At 62.1% G+C, this 20,892-nt stretch carries 13 protein-coding genes, 1 tRNA gene and 1 pseudogene; 10 read left to right on the top strand and 5 right to left on the bottom strand.

All coding sequences use genetic code 11. The features are described 5' to 3' along the window. Both KBY83_RS11670 and KBY83_RS11665 read left to right on the top strand, forming a co-directional pair. Positions 1-122, top strand: a pseudogene (locus KBY83_RS11670) (IS1595 family transposase); the annotation flags it as partial. Positions 123-221: 99 nt separating this feature from the next. Next, positions 222-914 (top strand): class I SAM-dependent methyltransferase, encoded by a 693-nt coding sequence (locus KBY83_RS11665; protein ID WP_255019663.1) that lies wholly within the window; start codon positions 222-224, stop codon positions 912-914. Between the two features lie 366 nt (positions 915-1,280). On the opposite strand, the gene KBY83_RS11660 is transcribed toward KBY83_RS11665, so the two are convergent. Next, positions 1,281-2,228 carry a serine hydrolase gene (locus KBY83_RS11660; RefSeq protein WP_255019662.1) on the bottom strand — a complete coding sequence of 316 codons (948 nt, stop codon included), beginning with the start codon at positions 2,226-2,228 and terminating at the stop codon, positions 1,281-1,283. Positions 2,229-2,245: 17 nt separating this feature from the next. Between KBY83_RS11660 and KBY83_RS11655 the strand changes: the two genes are divergently transcribed. The 4 genes from KBY83_RS11655 (at position 2,246) to KBY83_RS11640 (ending at position 4,796) form a co-directional block, all read left to right on the top strand. Beyond that, positions 2,246-3,037 (top strand): C40 family peptidase, encoded by a 792-nt coding sequence (locus tag KBY83_RS11655; protein WP_255019661.1) that lies wholly within the window; start codon positions 2,246-2,248, stop codon positions 3,035-3,037. A 26-nt stretch (positions 3,038-3,063) separates the two neighbouring features. Further along, on the top strand, positions 3,064-4,038 hold the full coding sequence (locus KBY83_RS11650) for a glycosyltransferase (protein WP_255019660.1): 975 nt from the start codon (positions 3,064-3,066) through the stop codon (positions 4,036-4,038). A gap of 103 nt (positions 4,039-4,141) precedes the next feature. Beyond that, on the top strand, positions 4,142-4,258 hold the full coding sequence (locus KBY83_RS11645; RefSeq protein WP_106632445.1) for a photosystem I reaction center subunit VIII: 117 nt from the start codon (positions 4,142-4,144) through the stop codon (positions 4,256-4,258). 46 nt (positions 4,259-4,304) lie between these two features. Continuing rightward, on the top strand, positions 4,305-4,796 hold the full coding sequence (locus tag KBY83_RS11640) for a photosystem I reaction center subunit XI (protein ID WP_106632411.1): 492 nt from the start codon (positions 4,305-4,307) through the stop codon (positions 4,794-4,796). Positions 4,797-5,126: 330 nt separating this feature from the next. On the opposite strand, the gene psaB is transcribed toward KBY83_RS11640, so the two are convergent. Further along, positions 5,127-7,334: a photosystem I core protein PsaB gene (psaB, locus tag KBY83_RS11635; RefSeq protein WP_106632412.1), complete on the bottom strand. Its 2,208-nt coding sequence runs from the start codon at positions 7,332-7,334 to the stop codon at positions 5,127-5,129. 19 nt (positions 7,335-7,353) lie between these two features. Continuing rightward, complete coding sequence (gene psaA / locus KBY83_RS11630; RefSeq protein ID WP_106632413.1) at positions 7,354-9,657, bottom strand: photosystem I core protein PsaA; 2,304 nt, start codon at positions 9,655-9,657, stop codon at positions 7,354-7,356. Between the two features lie 480 nt (positions 9,658-10,137). Here psaA and KBY83_RS11625 point away from each other — a divergent pair, with 480 nt between their 5' ends. After that, positions 10,138-11,496 (top strand): hypothetical protein, encoded by a 1,359-nt coding sequence (locus tag KBY83_RS11625; protein ID WP_255019659.1) that lies wholly within the window; start codon positions 10,138-10,140, stop codon positions 11,494-11,496. Then, the gene (cobJ, locus tag KBY83_RS11620) at positions 11,493-13,316 is read left to right on the top strand and encodes a precorrin-3B C(17)-methyltransferase (protein ID WP_255019658.1); all 1,824 of its coding nucleotides are present in this window, start codon (positions 11,493-11,495) and stop codon (positions 13,314-13,316) included. Before KBY83_RS11625 ends, cobJ begins: the two co-directional genes overlap by 4 nt. 5 nt (positions 13,317-13,321) lie before the next feature. Here cobJ and KBY83_RS11615 read toward each other — a convergent pair. Continuing rightward, positions 13,322-13,395, bottom strand: a tRNA-Pro gene (locus tag KBY83_RS11615). A 106-nt stretch (positions 13,396-13,501) separates the two neighbouring features. On the opposite strand from KBY83_RS11615, the gene lipA reads away from it, so the two are divergent. Then, positions 13,502-14,371 (top strand): lipoyl synthase, encoded by an 870-nt coding sequence (lipA, locus tag KBY83_RS11610; protein WP_255019657.1) that lies wholly within the window; start codon positions 13,502-13,504, stop codon positions 14,369-14,371. On the opposite strand, the gene KBY83_RS11605 is transcribed toward lipA, so the two are convergent. After that, positions 14,368-18,966 carry a glutamate synthase-related protein gene (locus KBY83_RS11605; RefSeq protein WP_255019656.1) on the bottom strand — a complete coding sequence of 1,533 codons (4,599 nt, stop codon included), beginning with the start codon at positions 18,964-18,966 and terminating at the stop codon, positions 14,368-14,370. The two genes, lipA and KBY83_RS11605, sit on opposite strands and share 4 nt — an antisense overlap. A gap of 176 nt (positions 18,967-19,142) precedes the next feature. Between KBY83_RS11605 and KBY83_RS11600 the strand changes: the two genes are divergently transcribed. Next, positions 19,143-20,885, top strand: coding sequence for a phosphodiester glycosidase family protein (locus KBY83_RS11600; RefSeq protein ID WP_255019655.1), 1,743 nt, complete (start codon positions 19,143-19,145; stop codon positions 20,883-20,885). The last annotated feature ends 7 nt before the right edge of the window (positions 20,886-20,892 follow it).

Genomic DNA, 20,892 nt, shown 5'->3' with positions numbered 1-20,892 from the left:
TTAATTACCGCTTCAACAGACGCTTCAACTTGTCAATAATTACTGAGCGAGTGGTTCATGCCATCTGCAGCTGCGACGCTCGGCCGGAACGCATCTTGAGGAGTGCGGAGCTAGCTACCTAATCAAGTAAACTTTTGCGATATAGTCCTGTAAGTGTTATAATTTACAACCACAAAATCTTCATAAGTGCTAAATTAGAAATTCAGAATTTACCGATTTTTATGAGTTTTGAATTTGGCGATCCAGATATTTTTGATAAGATTTATGAGAATTCATACTGGGGCAAGGGGTCAGGGGGCGGAAGCTCCCCTGAAGCAACTCAACCCTACAAGGTATTCCTAGAAGAGTTTATTCGTCAACATAATATTAAATCAGTCGTTGACCTTGGTTGCGGCGACTGGCAGTTTTCTCAATTTATCGACTTTGGCAGCGCAACATATATTGGCATCGATGCATCCAAAAATGTAATCACAAATAATCAGCGGTCATTTTCGCGGCCAGGGGTTTCCTTTGCCAATCTTCCAGAGGATTACAATGAACTTCCCTCCGCCGAACTGTTAGTCTGCAAAGACGTACTAATGCATTTAAGCACGAAGGAAGTTCAAAATATTTTATCAATTCTTCCAAACTTTAAATATGCATTAATCACCAATGACATTCCATGCGTATCCGCATTCGGGAAAATTCTTCTAAAGTTGCGGCGTCCATTTGCGCCCGTAAATAACAGAGAAATAAAGACAGGTGACTACAGGACCCTTGACCCGACTGAAAACCCATTCAACCTAAGGTTGAAAAAAGTATTTGAGTGGAAAGGCAGCAATTTAATCCTTGGCAAAGATTGTGGCTGGACAAAGCGAACTTATTTGCATCAGCAACACCAAGACGTGGAATTGCAGAGTCCAGGAGCTCATTGAGTCCCTTGCCGCCATGACAGCCGCCAATAGCAGAAAGCACCCATATCCTAGCGATAACACGGTAGAGATGCGCTACTGCGCTGGTCAGTCCTGGGAGCAATCCACAGACCAGTTGAAGCAAAGCTGCCCAGGCAAGATGAGGAGAGGGCGCCATGACGACTACAAGGGCTCAGCGCTGGTATTGACCTGCGGCCAGCGCCCTGAATTTGCATGTTCTATGTGGTGTTGGAAATAGTATTGGAATTGGTGTTGGAAATGGCATTGGATTCCGCCTCCACCAGTGGGAAGCGTCGTCTCTTCCCGTGTCACCACTTCGCTCTGAGAGTCACAACGAGGGCCTCCCTCTCCGTTGTTAAGCCCGAATGCTTATTTACGGCTGGCTGCGGCCAGCCGGGTAGCTATCTCGGGTAGGAGCTTGTGATCTTGGGCGCAGGCCTGGCCCTCAGAAAAAATCACCAGCAAGAAAGGCGCAGCTTTTGGCATAGAACCCTCAGCTGACGGCTCCACGTAGGCAGCATCGTGCCGGGCCTGGCTCATCCAGCCCGCCTTGCTCCAGAGGCGAGAACCAAGGGGCAAACCCTCACCAATGAAGCCATCCACTTGATTTTCCGGATCCGCAAGCCTCAAGGCCGGATCCAGGCTGCGCGCCAGCAGAGCTGCCATCCGGGCACAAGCCGGCGGCGAGACCAGGGCCGACGCCAGCACGGCCTGCAACAGACGGGCTACAGCGTCGGTACTGAGGCGATTGCGGTTTTCCAGCTCGGTGCCGTAATAGACCCGCTCGCGCCCGTAGGGGCCATCACCCCAGGTTTTTTGGCAAGCATTACAGCCCTGCAGCTCCGGCCAGCCAAGCTCGCTCAGCCAGCCATTGACAAGCTGACGCTGCTCCACCCAGTGGGCCATGCGCTCGGGGGGCAGAGAAGGGCCGCTGGTGGTGCCAGTAAGCAAATCCACCACTAAGGAGGTGGCGTCGTTGCTGGAGTCGCGAATCATGTCTGAAAGGGCACGCCGCAGCTCGGGCGTATCCGCAAGCAAGTCAGCCTGGCGCCAAGCCTCGGCCGCCACCAGGTACACCAGCTTCACCACGCTGGCTGGGTAGCGAGGACGATCCCCAGCCCAGCTCGCCCCCTGCACCGGCTGGGCCCAGAACAGATCGGGATCCAGATCGGCAGCTCGGCCAAGCAAGGGCTGGTCGTAGCGAAGCCAGGTAATGGAGAGGTGCTGGGCTAAGCCAGGCCGCCCCTCCAGCTCAAGAGCCCGCACCAGATCGGCCAGGATCTGAGCCATGGCTGGATCGGGGCTGTAAAAAGCCATCACCGCCGGCCAACGTTGTGGCGAGATTAGCTGTGCTGACAGTAGACACCATCAACCCTGCCCAGCTGGCTGCCGGCACCCCAGCCGCGCCGGAATGGCTCATTCCAGGCACGAACTGGCAGCTCACTGGCAGCGTCGACCTCTACAGCCAGGCCCGCGGTGAGGGGCTAGCCAGCCAGGCCTGGACTGGCCGCCACTTGCAAATCCTGACCAGTCCGGCAGCTACAGGGCCAGGAATGCGCCTGCGGGTACGACTGCTCGACGATGGCTACCCTGGCTGGCTTGAACCCGATGCTCTGCTAGGGCGAGCAGTGGCGTGCTCGCCGCCCCAGCCGCAACTCCTGCAACGGTGCAGCATTGTCCAGCGGATGGAGCAGGTGCTGAGCTTCACGCAGGCCGCCCAGCGCGTAGCCAACACCTACCTGTGGGGCGGCAGCCTGGGCCCCAACTACGACTGCTCCGGTCTGATGCAGCGGGCCTATGCCAGCGCTGGCATCTGGATTCCGCGCGATGCCTACCTGCAGGAGCGGTTCTGTCAGCCTGTGGCGGTGCAGCCGGGCCAGGTGCAGTTACTGGGGCCTGGCGACCTGATCTTTTTTGGCACACCCCAGCGCTGCAGCCACGTGGGGCTGCACCTAGGTGGCGGCCGCTATTTACACAGCTCCGGCGTCACCCACGGCCGCAACGGCATCGGCATCGACGACCTGGCGCCCCAAAACCCCGACCCGGTGGCGCGCCACTACCGACTGGAACTGCGGGGAGCGGGGCGGGTAATGCACAGCCATAACGGCAGTCCCCTACCCACCTAGGGTCGACCCCAAAGGCTGACAAAGACATGCAGCAAACGAGGGAAGGCCAGGCCGAGCTTTCCGTAGTGGTGCCCCTCTACAACGAGGAGGAGAGCCTGCCCCAGTTGGTGGAGCAGTTGCTGGCGGCACTGCGACCGCTGCAGCTGGGCTTTGAGTTGGTGCTGGTAGACGACGGATCCAGGGACGACACAGCGAAGGTGCTCAGCCAGCTGGCCGCCACGGTTCCGGAGCTGGTGGCCGTGCTGCTGCGCCGCAACTACGGCCAGACGGCGGCAATGGCGGCCGGCTTTGACGCCGGCGGGGGGGCGGTGATCGTGCCCCTCGATGGCGATCGGCAAAACGCCCCCGCCGATATCCCCCTACTGCTAGCTGAGCTCGACCAAGGCTTCGACCTGGTAAGCGGCTGGCGCCACCAGCGCCAGGATGCGGCCATGCAACGGCTGCTGCCCAGCCGCATCGCCAACAGCCTGATTGCCCGGGTAACTGGGGTGCGACTCCACGACTACGGCTGCTCCCTCAAGGCTTATCGGCGCGAGGTGGTGAGTGACCTCAACCTCTACGGCGAACTACACCGCTTCCTGCCTGCCCTGGCCTTCATCGAAGGTGCCCGGATCAGCGAGGTGAAAGTAAACCACCATCCCCGGCGTTATGGGGAAAGCAAATACGGACTCGACCGCACCTTCCGGGTATTGATGGACCTGCTGACGGTCTGGTTCATGAAGCGCTTTCTGACCAGACCGATGCACGTCTTCGGCTTCGGCGGCCTGGCCGCCATGGGAGCAGGGCTGCTAATCGGCATCTGGCTTGTAGGCGAGAAACTACTGCTTGGCGCAGACATCGGCGATCGCCCCCTGCTGCTGATGGCCCTACTGAGTTTTCTGACGGGGGTGCAGCTCTTCTGCTTTGGCCTGCTGGCCGAACTGCAGATGCGCACATACCACGAAAGTCAGGGACGACCGATCTACCGGGTGCGCGGCATCGTGCGCGGATCCGACAGCTGAGAGGCGGGGCAAAGGGATTGAATTTTTATGTCGCCCTAGCCGGGCCCGCAAGCTGCCACGGGTGGGCTTCGTACAGTATTAACGGTTGCTATTGGCCCGCGCCATGACTGGAGAATTTGCTGCCGCTTGGTTGCCCTCGGTGTTAGTCCCACTTGTTGGAATCCTCGGCCCAGCCGTGGCCATGGCCTTGCTTTTCAACGTAATCGAAGCCCGCGACTGAGCCCGACCCAAGCCGTCGCTCAGCCTCACCGCCTACCCCCGCCACCATGACCGTGACCCCCGTGGCCGACCCCTGCGTCGGCAATCTGGCAACCCCCGTCAACAGCAGCTATTTCAGCCGGGCCTTCATCAATGCCCTGCCCGCCTACCGCCCCTCCCTATCTCCGAACCGTCGTGGTTTGGAAGTGGGCATGGCCCATGGCTTCTTTCTCTACGGACCCTTCGCCGTCTGTGGTCCCCTGCGGCTCACCGAGTACGCCAGCACCGCTGGTTTACTCGCCGCCATTGGACTGGTGTCGATCTTGACCGTATGTCTCTCGATCTACGGCACCGCTGGCAACGGACCCAACATCCAGCCGGCTGACGCCACCATCGACAACCCGCCCGCAGACCTGTTCACCAAGGCTGGCTGGGCAGAATTCGCCAGTGGTTTCTGGCTGGGTGGCTGCGGTGGCGCCGCCTTTGCCTGGTTCCTAGCCGGCACTGCGATCGTTGCCCCGCTGGTCAATATCGCTGGCGGCGTCTGGAGCGTCAACTGAATCCCAAGCGGTTTTCCAATCCCCTGAAAGCTCCGCCAAGGCGGGGCTTTTTTATTGGCTGTTTTTACTAGGCGTTTTTACTGGGCGTTTTTATTGAACCTTTATTGGGCTCCTAATTGGGCCTTTGATTGGGCTGATCTTGTCTTGGGGGCAGCCCGATAGACAGTGGCTGTGGGCCACAAGCCAAGCCTTCGGGACCAGAACTATTCCCTTGGGGGAAAGAGCCGGGGGGTGCGGTGAGGGGCAAGTTAGCCAACAAACAATGGACAATAAAAAACCCCAGCTTGCGCCGGGGTTAATTCGTCCCTCGAGGGAGGAAGTAGGCCGCAGTTAGCCGAACTTGCCAGAGGTAGAAGCAATCAGGAAGGCGGCATACGTGAGTATGTAGCCAATAGTGAAGTGAGCAAGACCCACAACACGAGCCTGGACGATCGAAAGAGCTACAGGCTTATCGCGCCAGCCAACAAGGTTGGCAAGCGGGGTCCGCTGATGCGCCCAGACGATGGTCTCGATGAGTTCCTGCCAGTAGCCGCGCCAGGAGATCAGGAACATGAAGCCGGTGGCCCAAACCAGGTGACCGAACAGGAACATCCAAGACCAGACGGCCAGGTTGTTGCTGCCAAACGGGTTGTAACCGTTGATCAGCTGGGAGGAGTTAAGCCACAGGTAGTCACGGAACCAACCCATTAGATAGGTGCTGGATTCGTTGAACTGAGCCACGTTGCCCTGCCAGATGGCGAGGTGCTTCCAGTGCCAGTAGAAGGTGACCCAACCGACGGTATTCAGGGCCCAGAAGACGCTCAGATAGAAAGAGTCCCAGGCACTGATGTCGCAGGTACCACCACGGCCCGGGCCGTCGCAGGGGAAGGAATAGCCGAAGTCCTTTTTGTCAGGCATCAGCTTGGAACCCCGGGCATCCAGAGCACCCTTCACCAGGATCAGAGTCGTGGTGTGCAGACCAAGCGCAATGGCGTGGTGAACAAGGAAATCACCAGGACCGATCTGCAGGAAGAGGTCGTTGCCACCATTGATGGCGTCGATCCAACCGGGCAGATAAACCGCACTGGCATTGCTAGCTGCGGATGCGGAATTGGATAGCAGCACATCCATGCCATACATCGCCTTGCCGGAAGCAGCCTGGACGAATTGGGCAAAGACGGGCTCCACCAAGATCTGCTTCTCAGGAGTACCAAAGGCCACGACCACGTCGTTGTGGACGTAGAGACCCAGGGTGTGGAAGCCGAGGAACAGGGAGACCCAGCTCAGGTGGCTGATTATGGCTTCCTTGTGCTCGAGCATCCGGGCCAACACGTTGTCTTTGTTGGCTTCCGGGTCGTAATCGCGGATGAAGAAGATCGCACCGTGGGCGAACGCACCGCACATCAGGAAGATGGCGATGTATTGGTGGTGGGTATACAGCGCAGCCTGCGTTGTGTAGTCCTTAGCGATAAACGCGTAGGACGGCATCGCATACATGTGCTGGGCCACCAGGCTGGTGACCACACCCAGAGATGCCAAAGCCAGACCAAGCTGGAAGTGGAGCGAGTTGTTGATCGTGTCGTAGAGGCCCTTGTGGCCAGCACCGAGGTCACCAGGGGTGCCCTTGGGTGGGTTGTGGGCTTCAAGAATCTCGCGAATCGAGTGGCCGATACCGAAGTTTGTCCGGTACATGTGGCCAGCGATCACAAAGATGCAACCGATCGCCAGGTGGTGGTGGGCAATGTCCGTGAGCCAAAGGGCTTCCGTTTGGGGGTGGAAGCCACCCAGGAAGGTAAGGATCGCGGTGCCAGAACCCTCAGCAGTTCCGAACTGCTGATAGACGGTGTCTGGGTTCTGGGCATAAACACCCCAGTTGCCGGTGAAGAACGGAGCCAAACCAGCGGGGTGAGGCAGCACTGAGAGGAAGTTGTCCCACCCAACGTGCTGACCACGGGCCTCAGGGATAGCCACGTGAACCAGGTGACCGGTCCAAGCGATCGAGCTGAAACCAAACAGAACCGCCAAGTGGTGGTTTAGGCGGGATTCAGCGTTCTTGAACCAGGCCAGGGAAGGCCGGAACTTGGGCTGAAGGTGGAGCCAGCCTGCGAACAGGGCCCAAGCCGACAGGATCATCATGAAGATGGAACCCTGATAAAGCTCAGCGTTGGTTTTCATCCCGATCGTGTACCACCAGTGGTACAGGCCGGAATAAGCAATGTTCACAGGGGAGGTAGCACCAGCCTGGGTAAAGGCGGCGATAGCTCCCTGGCCGAAGTGGGGATCCCAGATCGCGTGAGCGATGGGACGTACATGCAGAGGATCGGCGACCCACTGCTCAAAGTTGCCCTGCCAGGCGATATGGAACAGGTTGCCCGAAACCCAGAGGCCAATGATGGCCAGGTGTCCGAAATGGGTGGAGAACAGCTTTTGGTAAAGCCGCTCCTCGGTCATGCCGTCGTGGCTCTCGAAATCGTGAGCCGTGGCGATGCCGTACCAAATCCGGCGGGTTGTCGGGTCCTGAGCCAGACCCTGGCTGAACGAAGGAAATTTCGTTGCCATTGGGAGAGGTCAGAAAAGGTCAGCCGACCGCGACGATGCGGGCCAGGAAGAATGCCCAGGTTGTTGCAATACCGCCCAGCAAATAGTGAGCGACACCGACAGCACGGCCCTGGGTAATGGAAAGCGCCCGCGGTTGGATGGCGGGTGCAACCCTCAGCTTGTTGTGAGCCCAGACGATGGACTCGATTAGCTCTTGCCAGTAGCCACGGCCACTGAACAGGAACATCAGGCTGAAGGCCCAGATGAAGTGGGCTCCTAGGAACATCAAGCCGTAGGCACTGGAACTCGAGCCGTAGCTGTTGATCACCTGTGCAGCTTGGGCCCAGAGGAAGTCCCGCAGCCAACCATTAATGGTGATGGCGCTTTGGGCAAAGTTGCCGTTGGTGATGTGCTGGACGCTGCCATCAGCGTTGACGGTGCCCCACACGTCGCTCTGCATCTTCCAGGAGAAGTGGAAAATGACGATCGACAGGGAGTTGTACATCCAGAACAGGCCAAGGAACACATGGTCCCAAGCCGACACCTGGCAGGTACCGCCACGGCCAGGGCCGTCGCAGGGGAAGCGGAAGCCCAGATTCGCCTTATCAGGGACTAGGCGGGAGCTACGCGCATACAACACACCCTTCAACAGGATCAGCACGGTGACGTGGATCGTGAAGGCGTGAATGTGGTGGACCATGAAGTCGGCCGTTCCCAAAGGAATCGGACCGGCGGCCACCTTGCCGCCCACCGCTACAACGGTGCCGTTGAACACTTCGCTCACACCCGCGAGGGCGTTGGGCGCAGTGCTACCTGCAGCGGCAGCGTGAAGACCCTGAATCCACTGCGCGAAGACAGGCTTCAAGGCAATGGCGGAGTCGCTGAACATGTCTTGGGGACGCCCCAAGGCACGCATGGTGTCGTTGTGGATATAAAGGCCAAAGCTGTGGAAGCCAAGCCAGATGCACACCCAGTTGAGGTGGCTGATCAGGGCATCACGAGCTTTGAGCACCCGGTCCAGCACGTTATCGACGTGCTTGGCGGGGTCGTAATCGCGAATCATCGCGATAGCGGCGTGCGCACCAGCACCCACAACTAAGAAACCACCGATCCACATGTGATGGGTGAAGATCGACAGTTGGGTGGGGTAATCAATCCCGATGTAGGGATAAGGAGGCATCGCATACATGTGCTGGGCCACGATGATGCTCAGCGAGCCGAGCATCGCCAGGTTCACAGCCAGTTGGGCGTGCCAGCTGGTGGTCATGAACTCGAAGAGTCCGTCATGACCATTGGGAGCGGGGAACAGCAGGGGATCGCCCTTCTGGCCCTGGAGAATCTCCTTGATGCTGTGACCAATGCCCCAGTTGGTGCGATACATGTGGCCAGCCACGATGAACAACACGGCGATCGCCAAGTGGTGATGGGCGATGTCGGTCATCCAGAGGCTGCCGGTCACAGGATTCAACCCACCTTTAAAGGTGAGGAAATCGCTGTAAGCGGCCCAATTGCCCGTGAAGAAGGCTGAAACGCCAGCCCCGAAACCGGGGAATATCTGGGCGATCACGTCCTGGTTCAGGAACTCGTGGGGCAGGGGAATGTCGGCGTAGGTGGCGATGGTTTTGCCATTGAGCGCCAGCGGCTGGCCGGCGTCGATGGCGTCCATCAGCGCGGTGGTGGGCAGGGACACATGCAGCAGGTGTCCTGTCCAGGAGAGAGATCCCAGACCGAGCAGGCCGGCCAGATGGTGGTTGAGCATCGACTCAACGTTCTGGAACCACTCGAGCTTGGGAGCCGCCTTGTGGTAATGGAAGACGCCGGCATTGAGCATCAAGCCGGCCATCACCAACGCACCGATGGCCAGGGCCATCAGCTGGGTTTCATTGGTGATGCCCCAGGCCCTCCACACATGGAAGAGGCCGGAGGTGATCTGAATGCCGTGGAAGCCGGCACCCATGTCTCCATTGAGAATTTCCTGGCCGAAAATGGGCCACACCACCTGCGCCGAAGGCTTGACGTGCAGGGGATCGGTCAACCAACCGGTGTAGTTGGAGAAGCGCGCTCCATGGAAGAAGGCGCCACTCAGCCAGATAAAGATGACGGCCAAATGGCCGAAGTGAGCTGAAAAGATCTTGCGAGAGACCTCTTCAAGGTCACTCGTGTGACTGTCGAAATCGTGAGCATTGGCGTGGAGGTTCCAAACCCAGGTGGTGGTTTTGGGACCTTTGGCAAGGCTGCGATCGAAATGGCCGGGCTTGCCGAACAGTTCGAAGGTGGCCGGAACTGGGTTCCGGTCGACCATGGCCTTCGCCTTTTCCCCACGCTCTGGTGGGCTGATGGTCATCGAGACGTTCCTCGAGGGACGGGATCGAGGTGGTGGGTCCACCCCTGCAGCAGGCCGGAGAGCCTGCAGTTGGGCCCCATGAACGACCGGCGACCGAGGCCTCCAAGCGTTCATGGGCACCAGCCGGGAAGGGGGTCCGCGAAAACGCGAAACCACTTGCCACAACTGGAGCTTTGGGCCCCAATTAGGGGACCGCTCGCCGAAGTATAGGGGTCGTTTCCGAGAGGTTTTGGCTTGCAGTTACAAAGGTTCAATCCCGGCGCTTCCCAGGCCAGCACAGGGCTTTACAGAACAGAAAGAATCATCAACTTCAACCATCTTGCGGGCAGTTTTTTATTACTTAGAGCGCATCAAAAACAGCCGTCTGCCGCATCCGTTTCCCCTAGGGTGGCACCGGCCAGCAGAATGCTTCCACTACAAGCTGAGCAACCCAGCGTGGGCGCAGGCAGCGCAACCCATCCGGCTCTCCCGTCTCGCCCCGTGCGATGGCGGCAGCGACTGCTAGCGGTCCTGCTATTGGCAGCGTTGATGTTGTTGGCTGGCTGCAATCGAGTAGCCGCTAGCCGCAGCAGCGGCCCAGCCCCAGCGCCTCTTCCAGTCCAGGGGCCAAGTGGCCGCTTGCAGGAAGTCGCGCCACCTGCCGCCGTACAACAAGTTCAAGCGGCCCTGGCCGAACGCCAGCCCCAGGTATCGATCCAGATCCCGCTAGATGGAAGCGACCTGCCAGGCGGGCCGGTCAAGTTGCAAGTGCAGGTTCGTGATTGGCCGTTAGTTGATGCGGGAGTGCTCGGGTTGGGGCCTCACCTCGTGGTGCAAGTTGATGACCTACCGCCCCAACGCCTCACCACCTCACTATCTGGGCAATTCCCAACTCGCCTGGACGCCGAACTACCGCCCCTGGGCCCGGGCAGCCATCGCCTTACCGCCTATGCGGCCAAACCCTGGGGGGAAGTGGTGAAAAGTCCAGGCGCCTGGGACCAGGTGCGGGTGAACCGGGTGGCCGCCAATCCCCTGGCCACTCCCCAGCTGGGCACACCCCAGTTGATCGGCGTCAGCACAGCAGATCTGGCCGGTCGCGAACCGGTGCTGCTCGACTGGCTGTTACTAGATGCTCCCCTCCAGGGCCTGCGCGACAACGACGGCAGCTGGCGCCTGCGGGTGACGGTCAACGGGGACAGTTTTTTGGTAGATCAGAACTCGCCTCTGTGGCTCAAGGGCTGGCACAGCGGCAGCAACAGTGTGCTGATGGAGCTGGTTGATGGCCGCGGCGCTCCCCTCAACCCCCCTTTCAACACCTTGGTGAGCGAGGTGACAATTAATGGTTCCTCGCCCACGCCCAGTTGGCAGCGGGGGCGCCTGGATGCCAGCGAGTTAGCCCAGCTACTGGGAGAGGAGCCTGCAACCCCGGCGGCTCCAGAACCAGAACCTAAACCAGTCCCAGAAGAACCAGCAGCAGCCATAGAAATCAATCCGCCGACGGCCAGCGAGCCCCAAACCGTGGCTGAACCGTTGCCCGCAACTGAGCCCCAATCCCCACTTGAGCCCGAGGCTTCGCCGGAAACGGAACCCCTGCCGGAACCAGGACAACTTGACCCAGAACAACTGCTTGAGCTGGAGCCCACTGTTGAAGCTGAGTTAACCGAATCTTCGAAGCAAGATGCCCCACAAGCGATCCCCGCCCCTACTCCGGCCCCCACCACTAGGGCCCCCACTGATCGGCTCAGCGCCTCCACCAACCTGGGGGGATCGGCCCGCAGCCAGCTGAATCCAGATGGTTCCCTGCTCAAGCCCAAGGCGCCGGGTCCCATGGCCGGGCTGCGTCAGAAGCTAGGTACGTGAATTCACCAAACAACCGCCCCGAGCAGGCCGCGCCGCGCGCCCGCCGCTGGGGCCTGGGCTTCAGCCCTGCCAGCGCCCCCGTGCTGGACCAGCTCCTTCAGGCCGGCCTGATCGACTCCCAGGTGGGGACTGACGACCAGCCCGCCGCTGGGGACTGCTTAGTTGAACAGTGGTCAACGGCCAGCGGCTTTGTGATCGTTGGTGCCTGTGGCCTGGTGACCAGGCTGATTGCGCCGCTGCTCGTGAATAAAGAGCGCGATCCCGCAGTGGTGGTGGTGGATCCCCAGGGTCGGTTCGCCATTCCCCTGCTGGGGGGGCACGCGGCCGGGGCCGAGCGACTGAGCCACCAGATTGCCGCCTGCCTAGGCGGCCAGGCTGTGCTCACCGGGGCAACGGCTGCAGCAGGCTTACTGAGCCTCGACAGCTTCGGCAAAGACTGGGGTTGGCAGCGGGGGCAGGGCGATTGGAGCGCCCTGATGCGTAAGGCAGCCCATCTGGATCAACCGCTGCGGCTGGAAGCTCACCACGGCAGCCGCCGCTGGCTAGAGCTCGAGGCCGCCACCTGCCTACTGGAGCGAGCTGGTGGCTCTGGAGAGAACCCAGAGGCAGATCTGGTCGTAGATATCCACACCGGCGCTGGCTGCCGCTGGCATCCGCCGAGCCTGTGGCTAGGTATGGGCTGTGAACGCAACACCAGCCTGAGCCTGCTGGAGCGCTTGCTGGAACAGACCCTGGGCGACCAGCAATTGGCACCTGAATCCGTAGCTGGTTTAGCGAGCATCGACCGCAAGGCCGATGAACCGGCCCTGCTTGCTCTAGCGGCTAAACGAGGCTGGCCAGTGCGTTGGTTTGGGGCCGATTCCCTAGCGGCAGTGCCGGTGCCCACCCCATCGGCGGCCGTGGCCCGGGAGATGGGCACCGCCAGCGTGGCCGAGGCCGCAGCCCTGCTGGCAGCTGGCCCCGCCGCCCAATTGCTGCAAACCAAGCTCATCGAGCATGCCAACCCAGGCGAGCTCGGGGCAGCCACCCTGGCGGTGGCTCTGGCCGAGAGTCAATGGGCTCCCGAGCAGGGCCAGCTGCACCTGGTGGGCAGTGGCCCGGGCAGCCTGGAGCTGCTCACTGCGGATGCGCGCCGCGCCCTGGCGGAAGCCACGGTGTGGGTGGGCTACGGCCTCTACCTCGACCTGCTTGAACCGCTGCGGCGACCTGATCAGCTGCGCTGGAACGGCCAACTCACGGAGGAGCGGGCCCGCTGCGCCCTGGCTCTGGAGCTAGCGAGCCAGGGGCTGAATGTGGCCCTGGTCTCCTCTGGCGACAGCGGCATCTACGCCATGGCCGGCCTGGCCCTGGAGCTTTGGCTGGCCAGCCCAGCCGATGGCCGGCCCAGCTTCAGCGTGCATCCGGGCATCTCGGCTCTGCAACTCGCCGCGGCCAGGGCCGGAGCTCCCTTGATGCACGATTTCTGCACCATCAGCCTCAGCGACCGACTCACCCCTTGGCAAGTGATCGAAAAGCGGCTGCAAGCAGCGGCTGCGGGGGACTTTGTAGTAGCCCTCTACAACCCCCGCTCCCTGGGCCGCGACTGGCAACTAGCCCGAGCCAGGGAGCTGCTGCTGGAGGGCCGGCCGGCCTCAACACCAGTAGCCCTGGCCCGCCAACTGGGGCGAGCCGATGAGGCCGTCAGCCTGTACAGCCTGGGCGAATTACCGGTGGAGCAAGTGGACATGCTGACTCTGGTGCTGATTGGCAACAGCAGCAGCTACGCCAAAGACGGACGCATGGTGACCCCAAGGGGTTACCCAGGAGCCGAGCTCAGCTGAAAAAATCGGGATGACAGGATTCGAACCTGCGGCCCCTTCGTCCCGAACGAAGTGCGCTACCAAGCTGCGCCACATCCCGATGAGGCGAGTTTAGGGGATCAACTCGGCTGTAGACCTTGGCCTGCCGGTGGCTTCCTAAAATTGGGATCAGCCCTTCTTCTGGCCTCCGTGGCCCTACTGGCGCCTTGCTCAAACCCGACTGGCTGCGCGTCAAGGCCCCCCAGCGGGAGCGCATCGGCGAGGTGGCTGACCTGCTGCAAGATCTCAAGCTCAACACCGTCTGCCAGGAGGCCAGCTGCCCCAACATCGGCGAGTGCTTCTCCGGCGGCACGGCCACCTTTTTGATCATGGGGCCCGGCTGCACCCGGGCCTGCCCCTACTGCGACATCGACTTCGACAAGAGCGTGCGGGAGCTCGATCCCAGCGAACCTGAACGACTCGGCGAAGCGGTGGCACGCCTGGGCCTGAGCCACGTGGTGATCACCTCGGTGAACCGCGATGATCTGGCCGATGGCGGCGCCAGCCAGTTTGTGGCCTGCATCGCGCAGGTGCGCCAGCGCTCACCACTCACCACGATCGAGCTACTGATCCCCGATTTCTGCGGCAACTGGAACGCTCTGGCCGCAGTGATGGAAGGCTCCCCTGAGGTGCTCAATCACAACATTGAAACGGTGCCAAGGCTCTACAAAAAAGCCAGGCCCCAAGGCATCTACGAGCGCTCCCTGGAGCTGCTGCAGCGGGTGCGCCAGGGCTGGCCGCGCACTTACACCAAATCAGGCCTGATGACTGGCCTGGGTGAGAGCGACGTTGAGGTGAAAGAGGTGATGGCCGATCTACGCCGCCACCAGGTGGACATCGTCACCATCGGCCAGTACCTCTCGCCGGGCCCCAAACATCTGCCGGTGGATCGCTTCGTGACCCCAGAGCAATTTGCGGCGTTCAAGCAGCACGGTGAGCAGGAGCTCGGCTTCCTGCAGGTGGTGAGCAGCCCGCTCACCCGCAGCAGCTATCACGCCGGCGAGGTGCAGCGGCTGATGCGGGAGTATCCGCGCTAAGCCACCACAGCCTCCCGCTCCGCCAGGCCCACGGTGGCCTTCTCGCTGGGGGGAACCAGCAGCTTGAACTGGGCCTTCCAGGTGGACCAATCCGCCAAGATCTCAGCTGCCTTGGCGCTGCCGGTGGCTTCGAGATGGGCCTGCAGCAGGGGCTTGAGCAGGACCTCCTGCTCGGGGGTGGTGAGCTCAGCGATAGCCACGATCTCCGGGTTCACCCGCTCCGCCAAACCACCGCTCTCATCAAGGATGAAGGCCACACCACCGGTCATGCCGGCGGCCACATTGCGACCGGTGCTGCCCAGCACCACCACCACCCCACCGGTCATGTATTCGCAGCAGTGATCGCCGGCGCCCTCGACCACGGTTTTCGCCCCGCTGTTGCGCACGCCAAAGCGCTCACCGGCGCGGCCTAGGGCGAAGAGCTCTCCACCTGTGGCGCCATAGAGACAGGTGTTGCCCAGGATCACCTGGTTACCAGGGTCGTTGACGCCGGCAGGGGGCACCACGGTGAGGCGTCCGCCATTGAGGCCCTTGCCCACATAGTCGTTGGCTTCACCCACCAGGCGCACGTTCATGCCCTGTAGCACGAAGGCCCCGAAGCTCTGACCCGCGGCACCTTCATAAGTGAGATCGAGCTGGCCTTGGAAGCCGGTATTGCCATGGCGGGCGGCGATCTCGCCGGATAGGCGGGCGCCCACGCTGCGATCTGTGTTCACGATCGCCAGGGTGCGGGCCACGCGGCCGTGGCCCTCGATAGCCGCCAGCACCTCGGCATCGGCCAGCAGCTGATCTTCCAGGATTTGTCCATTGCCATGGGCCTGGGCGTCGTGCTTAAGCCAGCTGCGATCAGCAGCGGCGGGGATCGGGTCAATCAGGCAAGAGAGATCAAGGGCGCTGGTTTTGGCGAGAGCCACGGCCCGGGGCTGCAGCAATTCACTGCGGCCGATCAGCTCTTCGAGCCGGGCCACGCCAAGCACGCTCAGCAGCTGACGCACCTCTTCAGCCACAAACAGGAAGAAATTCACCACGTGCTCGGGCACGCCGGGGAAGCGCTTGCGCAGGTTTTCTTTCTGGGTAGCCACGCCCACCGGGCAGTTATTGGTGTGGCAAACGCGGGCCATGATGCAGCCTTCGGCAATCATCGCCACCGAGCCGAAGCCGTATTCCTCAGCGCCCAGCAGGGCCGCGATGATCACGTCCCAGCCGGTTTTGAGGCCGCCATCGGCCCGCAGCAGCACCCGATCGCGCAAGCCATTCTCCAGCAGCGACCGGTGCACCTCAGTGAGGCCTAGCTCCCAGGGGCTGCCGGCATGTTTGATCGAGCTGAGCGGTGAAGCGCCCGTGCCACCGTCGTGGCCGGAGATCTGAATCACATCGGCGTTGGCCTTGGCCACACCAGCAGCGATGGTGCCGATGCCGATCTCGGCCACCAGCTTCACGCTCACCTTGGCTGCAGGGTGCACCTGGTGCAGGTCGTGGATCAGCTGGGCCAGATCCTCGATTGAATAGATGTCGTGATGGGGAGGCGGCGAAATCAGGGCCACACCGGCCTTGCTGTTGCGCAGCCAGGCGATGTAGGGATCAACCTTCGGACCAGGCAGCTGGCCGCCCTCACCCGGCTTGGCCCCCTGGGCCACCTTGATCTCCAGCTGGCGGCCACTGCGCAGATATTCGGGGGTCACACCGAAGCGCCCTGAGGCGATCTGCTTAATGGCGGAGCAGGCGGTATCACCGTTGCGCAGGCCATTGATGCTGGGCAAGGTCGGCGAATGACCGTCGCCGTCCACATCGCTGAGCAACCCGAAGCGGGCCGGATCCTCGCCGCCCTCACCGCTGTTGCTCTTGCCGCCGATGCGGTTCATGGCGATGGCTAACACCTCGTGGGCCTCGCGCGAGAGGGCCCCCAAGCTCATGCCGCCGGTGCAAAAGCGACTGCAGATGCTCTCCAAGCTCTCCACCTGCTCGATCGGCAGCGGGGCGATAGCGGGCTTGAGTTCCAGCAGGTCCCGCAGGGCCGTGACTGGCCGGTGCTCCAGCAGGGTTTTGTAGGTGGAGAAGTGGTCGTAGCCGGGGCCCGCCTTCACCGCCGCATGCAGGGCTTTGGCCATCTCCGGGCTATTGAGGTGATACTCGCCGCCAGTGCGGTACTGCACGAAGCCCATGAACTCGAGCTTGGTGCGGTTGAGCTCGGGGAAGGCCTTGGCATGGAAGCTGAGGGTTTCGCTGGCCAGCTCGCCCAAGCTGAGGCCAGCCACCCGGCTGGTAGTGCCACTGAAGGCAAGCTGGATCAGATCGGCGCCAAGGCCGATGGCTTCGAAGATCTGGGCGCCGTGATAGCTGGCCAGCAGGGAAATGCCGATCTTGGAGAGAATCTTGCGCAGGCCGTCTTCTAGGGCCTTGCGCACATTTGCCTGCACCTGATCGGGGCTGAGCGCCGGCAACTTGCCGGTTTCGATCAGCTTCTGCACCCGGGGGTGGGCTAGCCAGTGGCGGCTGGTTTCCCAGGTAAGCCAGGGGCAAACGGCACTGGCGCCATAACCGATCAGGCAGGCCAGGTGGTGAGTGCTCCAGCACTGGGCCGTTTCCACCACCAGGGAAGCCTGCAGGCGCAAGCCCAGGTTGAGCAGGTGGTGATGCACCGCGCCCACAGCCAGCAGCGGTGGAATGGTGGCCGTGGTGGCATTGATCCCACCAGCCTCGCCGCCCCGATCGCTCAGCACCAGGATCTGGCTGCCGGCGCGCACGGCCGCCTCGGCAGAGCTGCGCAGGCGCTGCACCGCAAGCTCGAGACCTCCGGGGCCGTCGGTGACGGCCATCAGCGTGGAAAGGGTGGAGGTGGGCAGGCCCTGCCGGCCAACCTCCACAAGCTCCGCCTCATTGAGGATCGGACTGGCCAGGTGCAGCACCGCCGCCGAGGCAGCTTCGGGGCGCAGCGGCGAGCCCCGCCTGCCCAGATGCATCTCCAGGCTCATCACCAGCTTTTCCCGCAGGGGATCGATCGGCGGGTTGGTGACCTGGGCGAAGCGCTGCTTGAAGTAGTCGTAGAGGAGGTGGGGCTTGCCTGAAAGCACCGCCAAGGGAATGTCGTCGCCCATGCAATAGGTGGGCTCTTTAGCCGCGCCGGCCATGTCCTCGATCACCAGCTCGAAGTCTTCGGCGGTGAAGCCAAAGGCCGTTTGCTGTTGCAGCAGCTCCAGATCTCCCAGCTGACGCTCCTTGGTCCAGGGCTGGGGAACGAGGTTGCGACGATGCTGCGCCAACCAGTCACCGTAGGGATGGCGGGCGGCAACCTCTGCCTTCACCTCCCAATTGCGCAGCAGGCGGCCCTGCTCCAGGTCCACTGCCAGCATCTGGCCAGGGCCGAGGCGACCCTTTTCGATGATCCGGCTCTCCTCAAGCTCGACCACACCGGTTTCTGAGCCCATCACCACAAAACCGTCGCTGGTGATGCAGTAGCGGGCGGGGCGCAGGCCGTTGCGATCGAGGGTGGCTCCCACGCAGCGGCCATCGGCGAACACCAGCAGGGCCGGACCATCCCAGGGCTCCTGGGTGCAGGCGGAATACTCGTAAAACGACTGGATATCGGGCTTATCTGCCAGCTCGGGCTGGTCGCGGAAAGCTTCTGGCACCAGGGTGAGCAGGCTCTCGGTGATCGGCCGGCCGCTGCGCACCAGCAGCTCAAGGGTGGCGTCGAGGTTGGCGGAATCGCTGAAGGCGGGGTTCACCACTGGCTTCAGTTCTGCAGCCGCCTCCCCCCAGACCGCATCGAGATTTGCTTCCGAAGCCCTTGCCCAGTTGAGGTTGCCCAACAAAGTATTGATCTCGCCGTTGTGACCCAGCAGCCGCATGGGCTGGGCTAGGGGCCAGCGGGGCAGGGTGTTGGTGCTGAAACGGCGGTGGTACACCGCAAAGCTCACGGCAAAGCGTGCATCGCGCAGGTCGCCATAGAAAGCGGACAGCACCGCCGAACGCACCATGCCCTTGTACACAACAGTTCGGCTGCTCAGGGAAGCGAAATAGAGCTCACCAGGCCCTGGCCCCCAAACGGCGCGGGCCCGATCACCGCAACGGCGGCGCAGCCTGAATAGCAACGCTTCCAGATCATCACCGGCTTGGTCTGCGGCAATTAGCCACTGCTCAATTGCAGGAGCGGTCTGGCGGGCCAGGGAGCCGAGAACAGATGCATCCAGAGGGACTGCACGCCAACCCAGGCTGCCTAAGCCCAGCTTGGCGGCCTCATCTTCACAGAAAAGTTTTGCCTGCTCGCGCTTTGCAGCATCGGCTGGCAGGAAAACCATGCCCAGCCCGCGAGCCGCTCCCTTTGCTGCCGCCGCCTCAGGCCATACATCTTCTAGATAGCTCCAGGGGATGCCGCAGAGCACCCCTGCCCCATCGCCGGAATCACCATCGCCACCGCAACCGCCGCGGTGCTCCATGCAGTCGAGGCCGCGCAGGGCCTGCTGCAGCACCCAGTGGCTGGCTTCGCCCTGAAGATTGGCCAAAAAGCCCACACCACAGGCGTCCTTTTCGCCAGCGACAGCGGCAGGCGCAGCGCTATCGCAATGGGGCCAAACAGGGCGAGAGAAGTGAGGCATAACCCGAGACGGTCCGGCAGGTGATCTGTCAGGGCAGCGCCGCTAACACCCATAGGTGCTGGCAGCAGCAGAGCAGCTGATCCTAGGGATGCACATCCCCAAACCATGGCGCCCAAACCCTGGCACCCAAACCCTTAAAGAGGGCTAGCTTTCAAGGCTGTCGGCCAGGCTGGCCCATGGCCTCTACTGCATTCCTGGCTGGCTGGCTCCTGGTTCTGTGCCTGCCAGGGGTTGGCCAGGCCATGCCGATTACGCCGCCACCTCCGCCGCCTCTTGTTCCAATCGGTGCGGCCGCCGCAACTGAGCGCCAGGGCAGCAGTATCCGCATTAACGGCCGGCTCCAGAGCGCCCGCTGGATCTGGGTTAGGGGATTAGGCGACACGCCCCAACAACTGTGGATCCCCCTAGAGGTGCTCGAGAACCAGCTCGGAGTCACCAGCCGCAGCCGCAGCGATGGCGCGCTGGAGCTGGAGTGGTTTGGCCAGGAACTCAAGGTGCCCGCCAGCGCCCAGCGCAGCCTCGAAGACGAAGTAGCGGTAGACGTGAGCAGCCTGTTTGGCCGCGTCGGCGTGGGCCTACGCCACGAGGGCAGCCTGCTCAGCCTGGAGCTGGCCAGGCCCCAGCTGCTCCAGGTGCGCAGCTCAAACCCTGGCCCCGTCAAGCGCATCGTGCTCGACCTGGGCGGCCCGGCCGCCATTGGTAGAGACGACGCCGGACTGGTGGTTGACCTGCTCAGCCGCAGTGACCAACAAACCCTGCTGGGGAGCCTGGGCCTCCAGGCCCGGCAGGACAGCGCTGGGCTGAGGCTCAAACCCTCCGCAGCCAAATTGACGCGGGTATTCAGCCTGGGCGAACCCAACCGGGTGGTGATCGAGTGGCCGGATCAGGGGGCCGCTAGCCGCACTGACAGTCCAGCCCCGATCGATCCGCGCCTGCAGGCCCTACTTGGCAAAGAACTTCAGTGGGATCGCCTGGTGCGCCAGGGGGTGCGCATCAATGCGATCCGCATTGATCCACTTAAGGCCTCACTGCAGCTGCGGCCCCTGGCCAGACCTGGAGGCATGGAGGGCCTCAGCTCCCTGGTGCAGCTCGCCAACCAGCAGCAGGCCTGGGTAGCGATCAATGGGGGTTACTTCAACCGGGTAAGGCGCCTGCCCTTGGGGGCTCTAAAACAAGACGGCCGCTGGCTTTCCGGGCCAATTTTGAACCGGGGAGTCGCCGCCTGGGACGGGCGAACCATGCCCCGCTTTGGCCGGCTACAGCTTTCAGAGTGGGTTGTGGGCCCCGGAGCTCTGCGTCTACCGGTCGCCGTTGTCAACAGTGGCTACGTGCAGCGAGGTATCAGCCGCTATACCGCCGACTGGGGGCCCAACTACCGAGCCCTGAGTGGCTCTGAGACTGGCTTGTTAATCCAAGGGGGCCTGGTGCGACAGCAGCTTGGCCCCTCCGAATTGGATGCGGGTGTGGCGCTACGGGGCGATGACCTGCTGCTGGTGGGAAGGGGCGGAGCGGAGCTGCCCTGGGGCTTAGACGATCGGCTCCAGATCGAAAGCCGCCCCAGCAGCAACCTCGGCCTCGCAACACACGTGATTGGCGGGGGGCCATTGCTGTTGCAGGCAGGCCGCATCGTGCTCAATGGCGCCGCCGAAAACTTCAGTTCCGCCTTCCTCAGCCAAGGAGCACCCCGCACCGTGCTGGCCAGAGACGACCGCCAGATTTGGCTGATCACCCTGGAGGGGATCCAGGACAGCGGCCCCTCCCTGGGGGAAACCGCCGCGCTGCTGCAACAGCTAGGCCTGCAAGATGCCCTAAATCTCGATGGCGGCAGCTCCACCGGGCTGGTGCTGGGGGGTTCCCTGCAGGTGAAAGGTCGGGGTGTGGCCGGATCAGTTCACAACGGTGTCGGCCTAGTGCCGTGAGAAGGCT

Origin of the sequence: Cyanobium sp. WKJ7-Wakatipu (assembly GCF_024345355.1) — a bacterium.
Classification (GTDB): domain Bacteria; phylum Cyanobacteriota; class Cyanobacteriia; order PCC-6307; family Cyanobiaceae; genus Cyanobium_A; species Cyanobium_A usitatum.
Note: the sequence above shows the minus strand (reverse complement) of the source record. Positions and strands in the feature narration are given on the sequence as shown.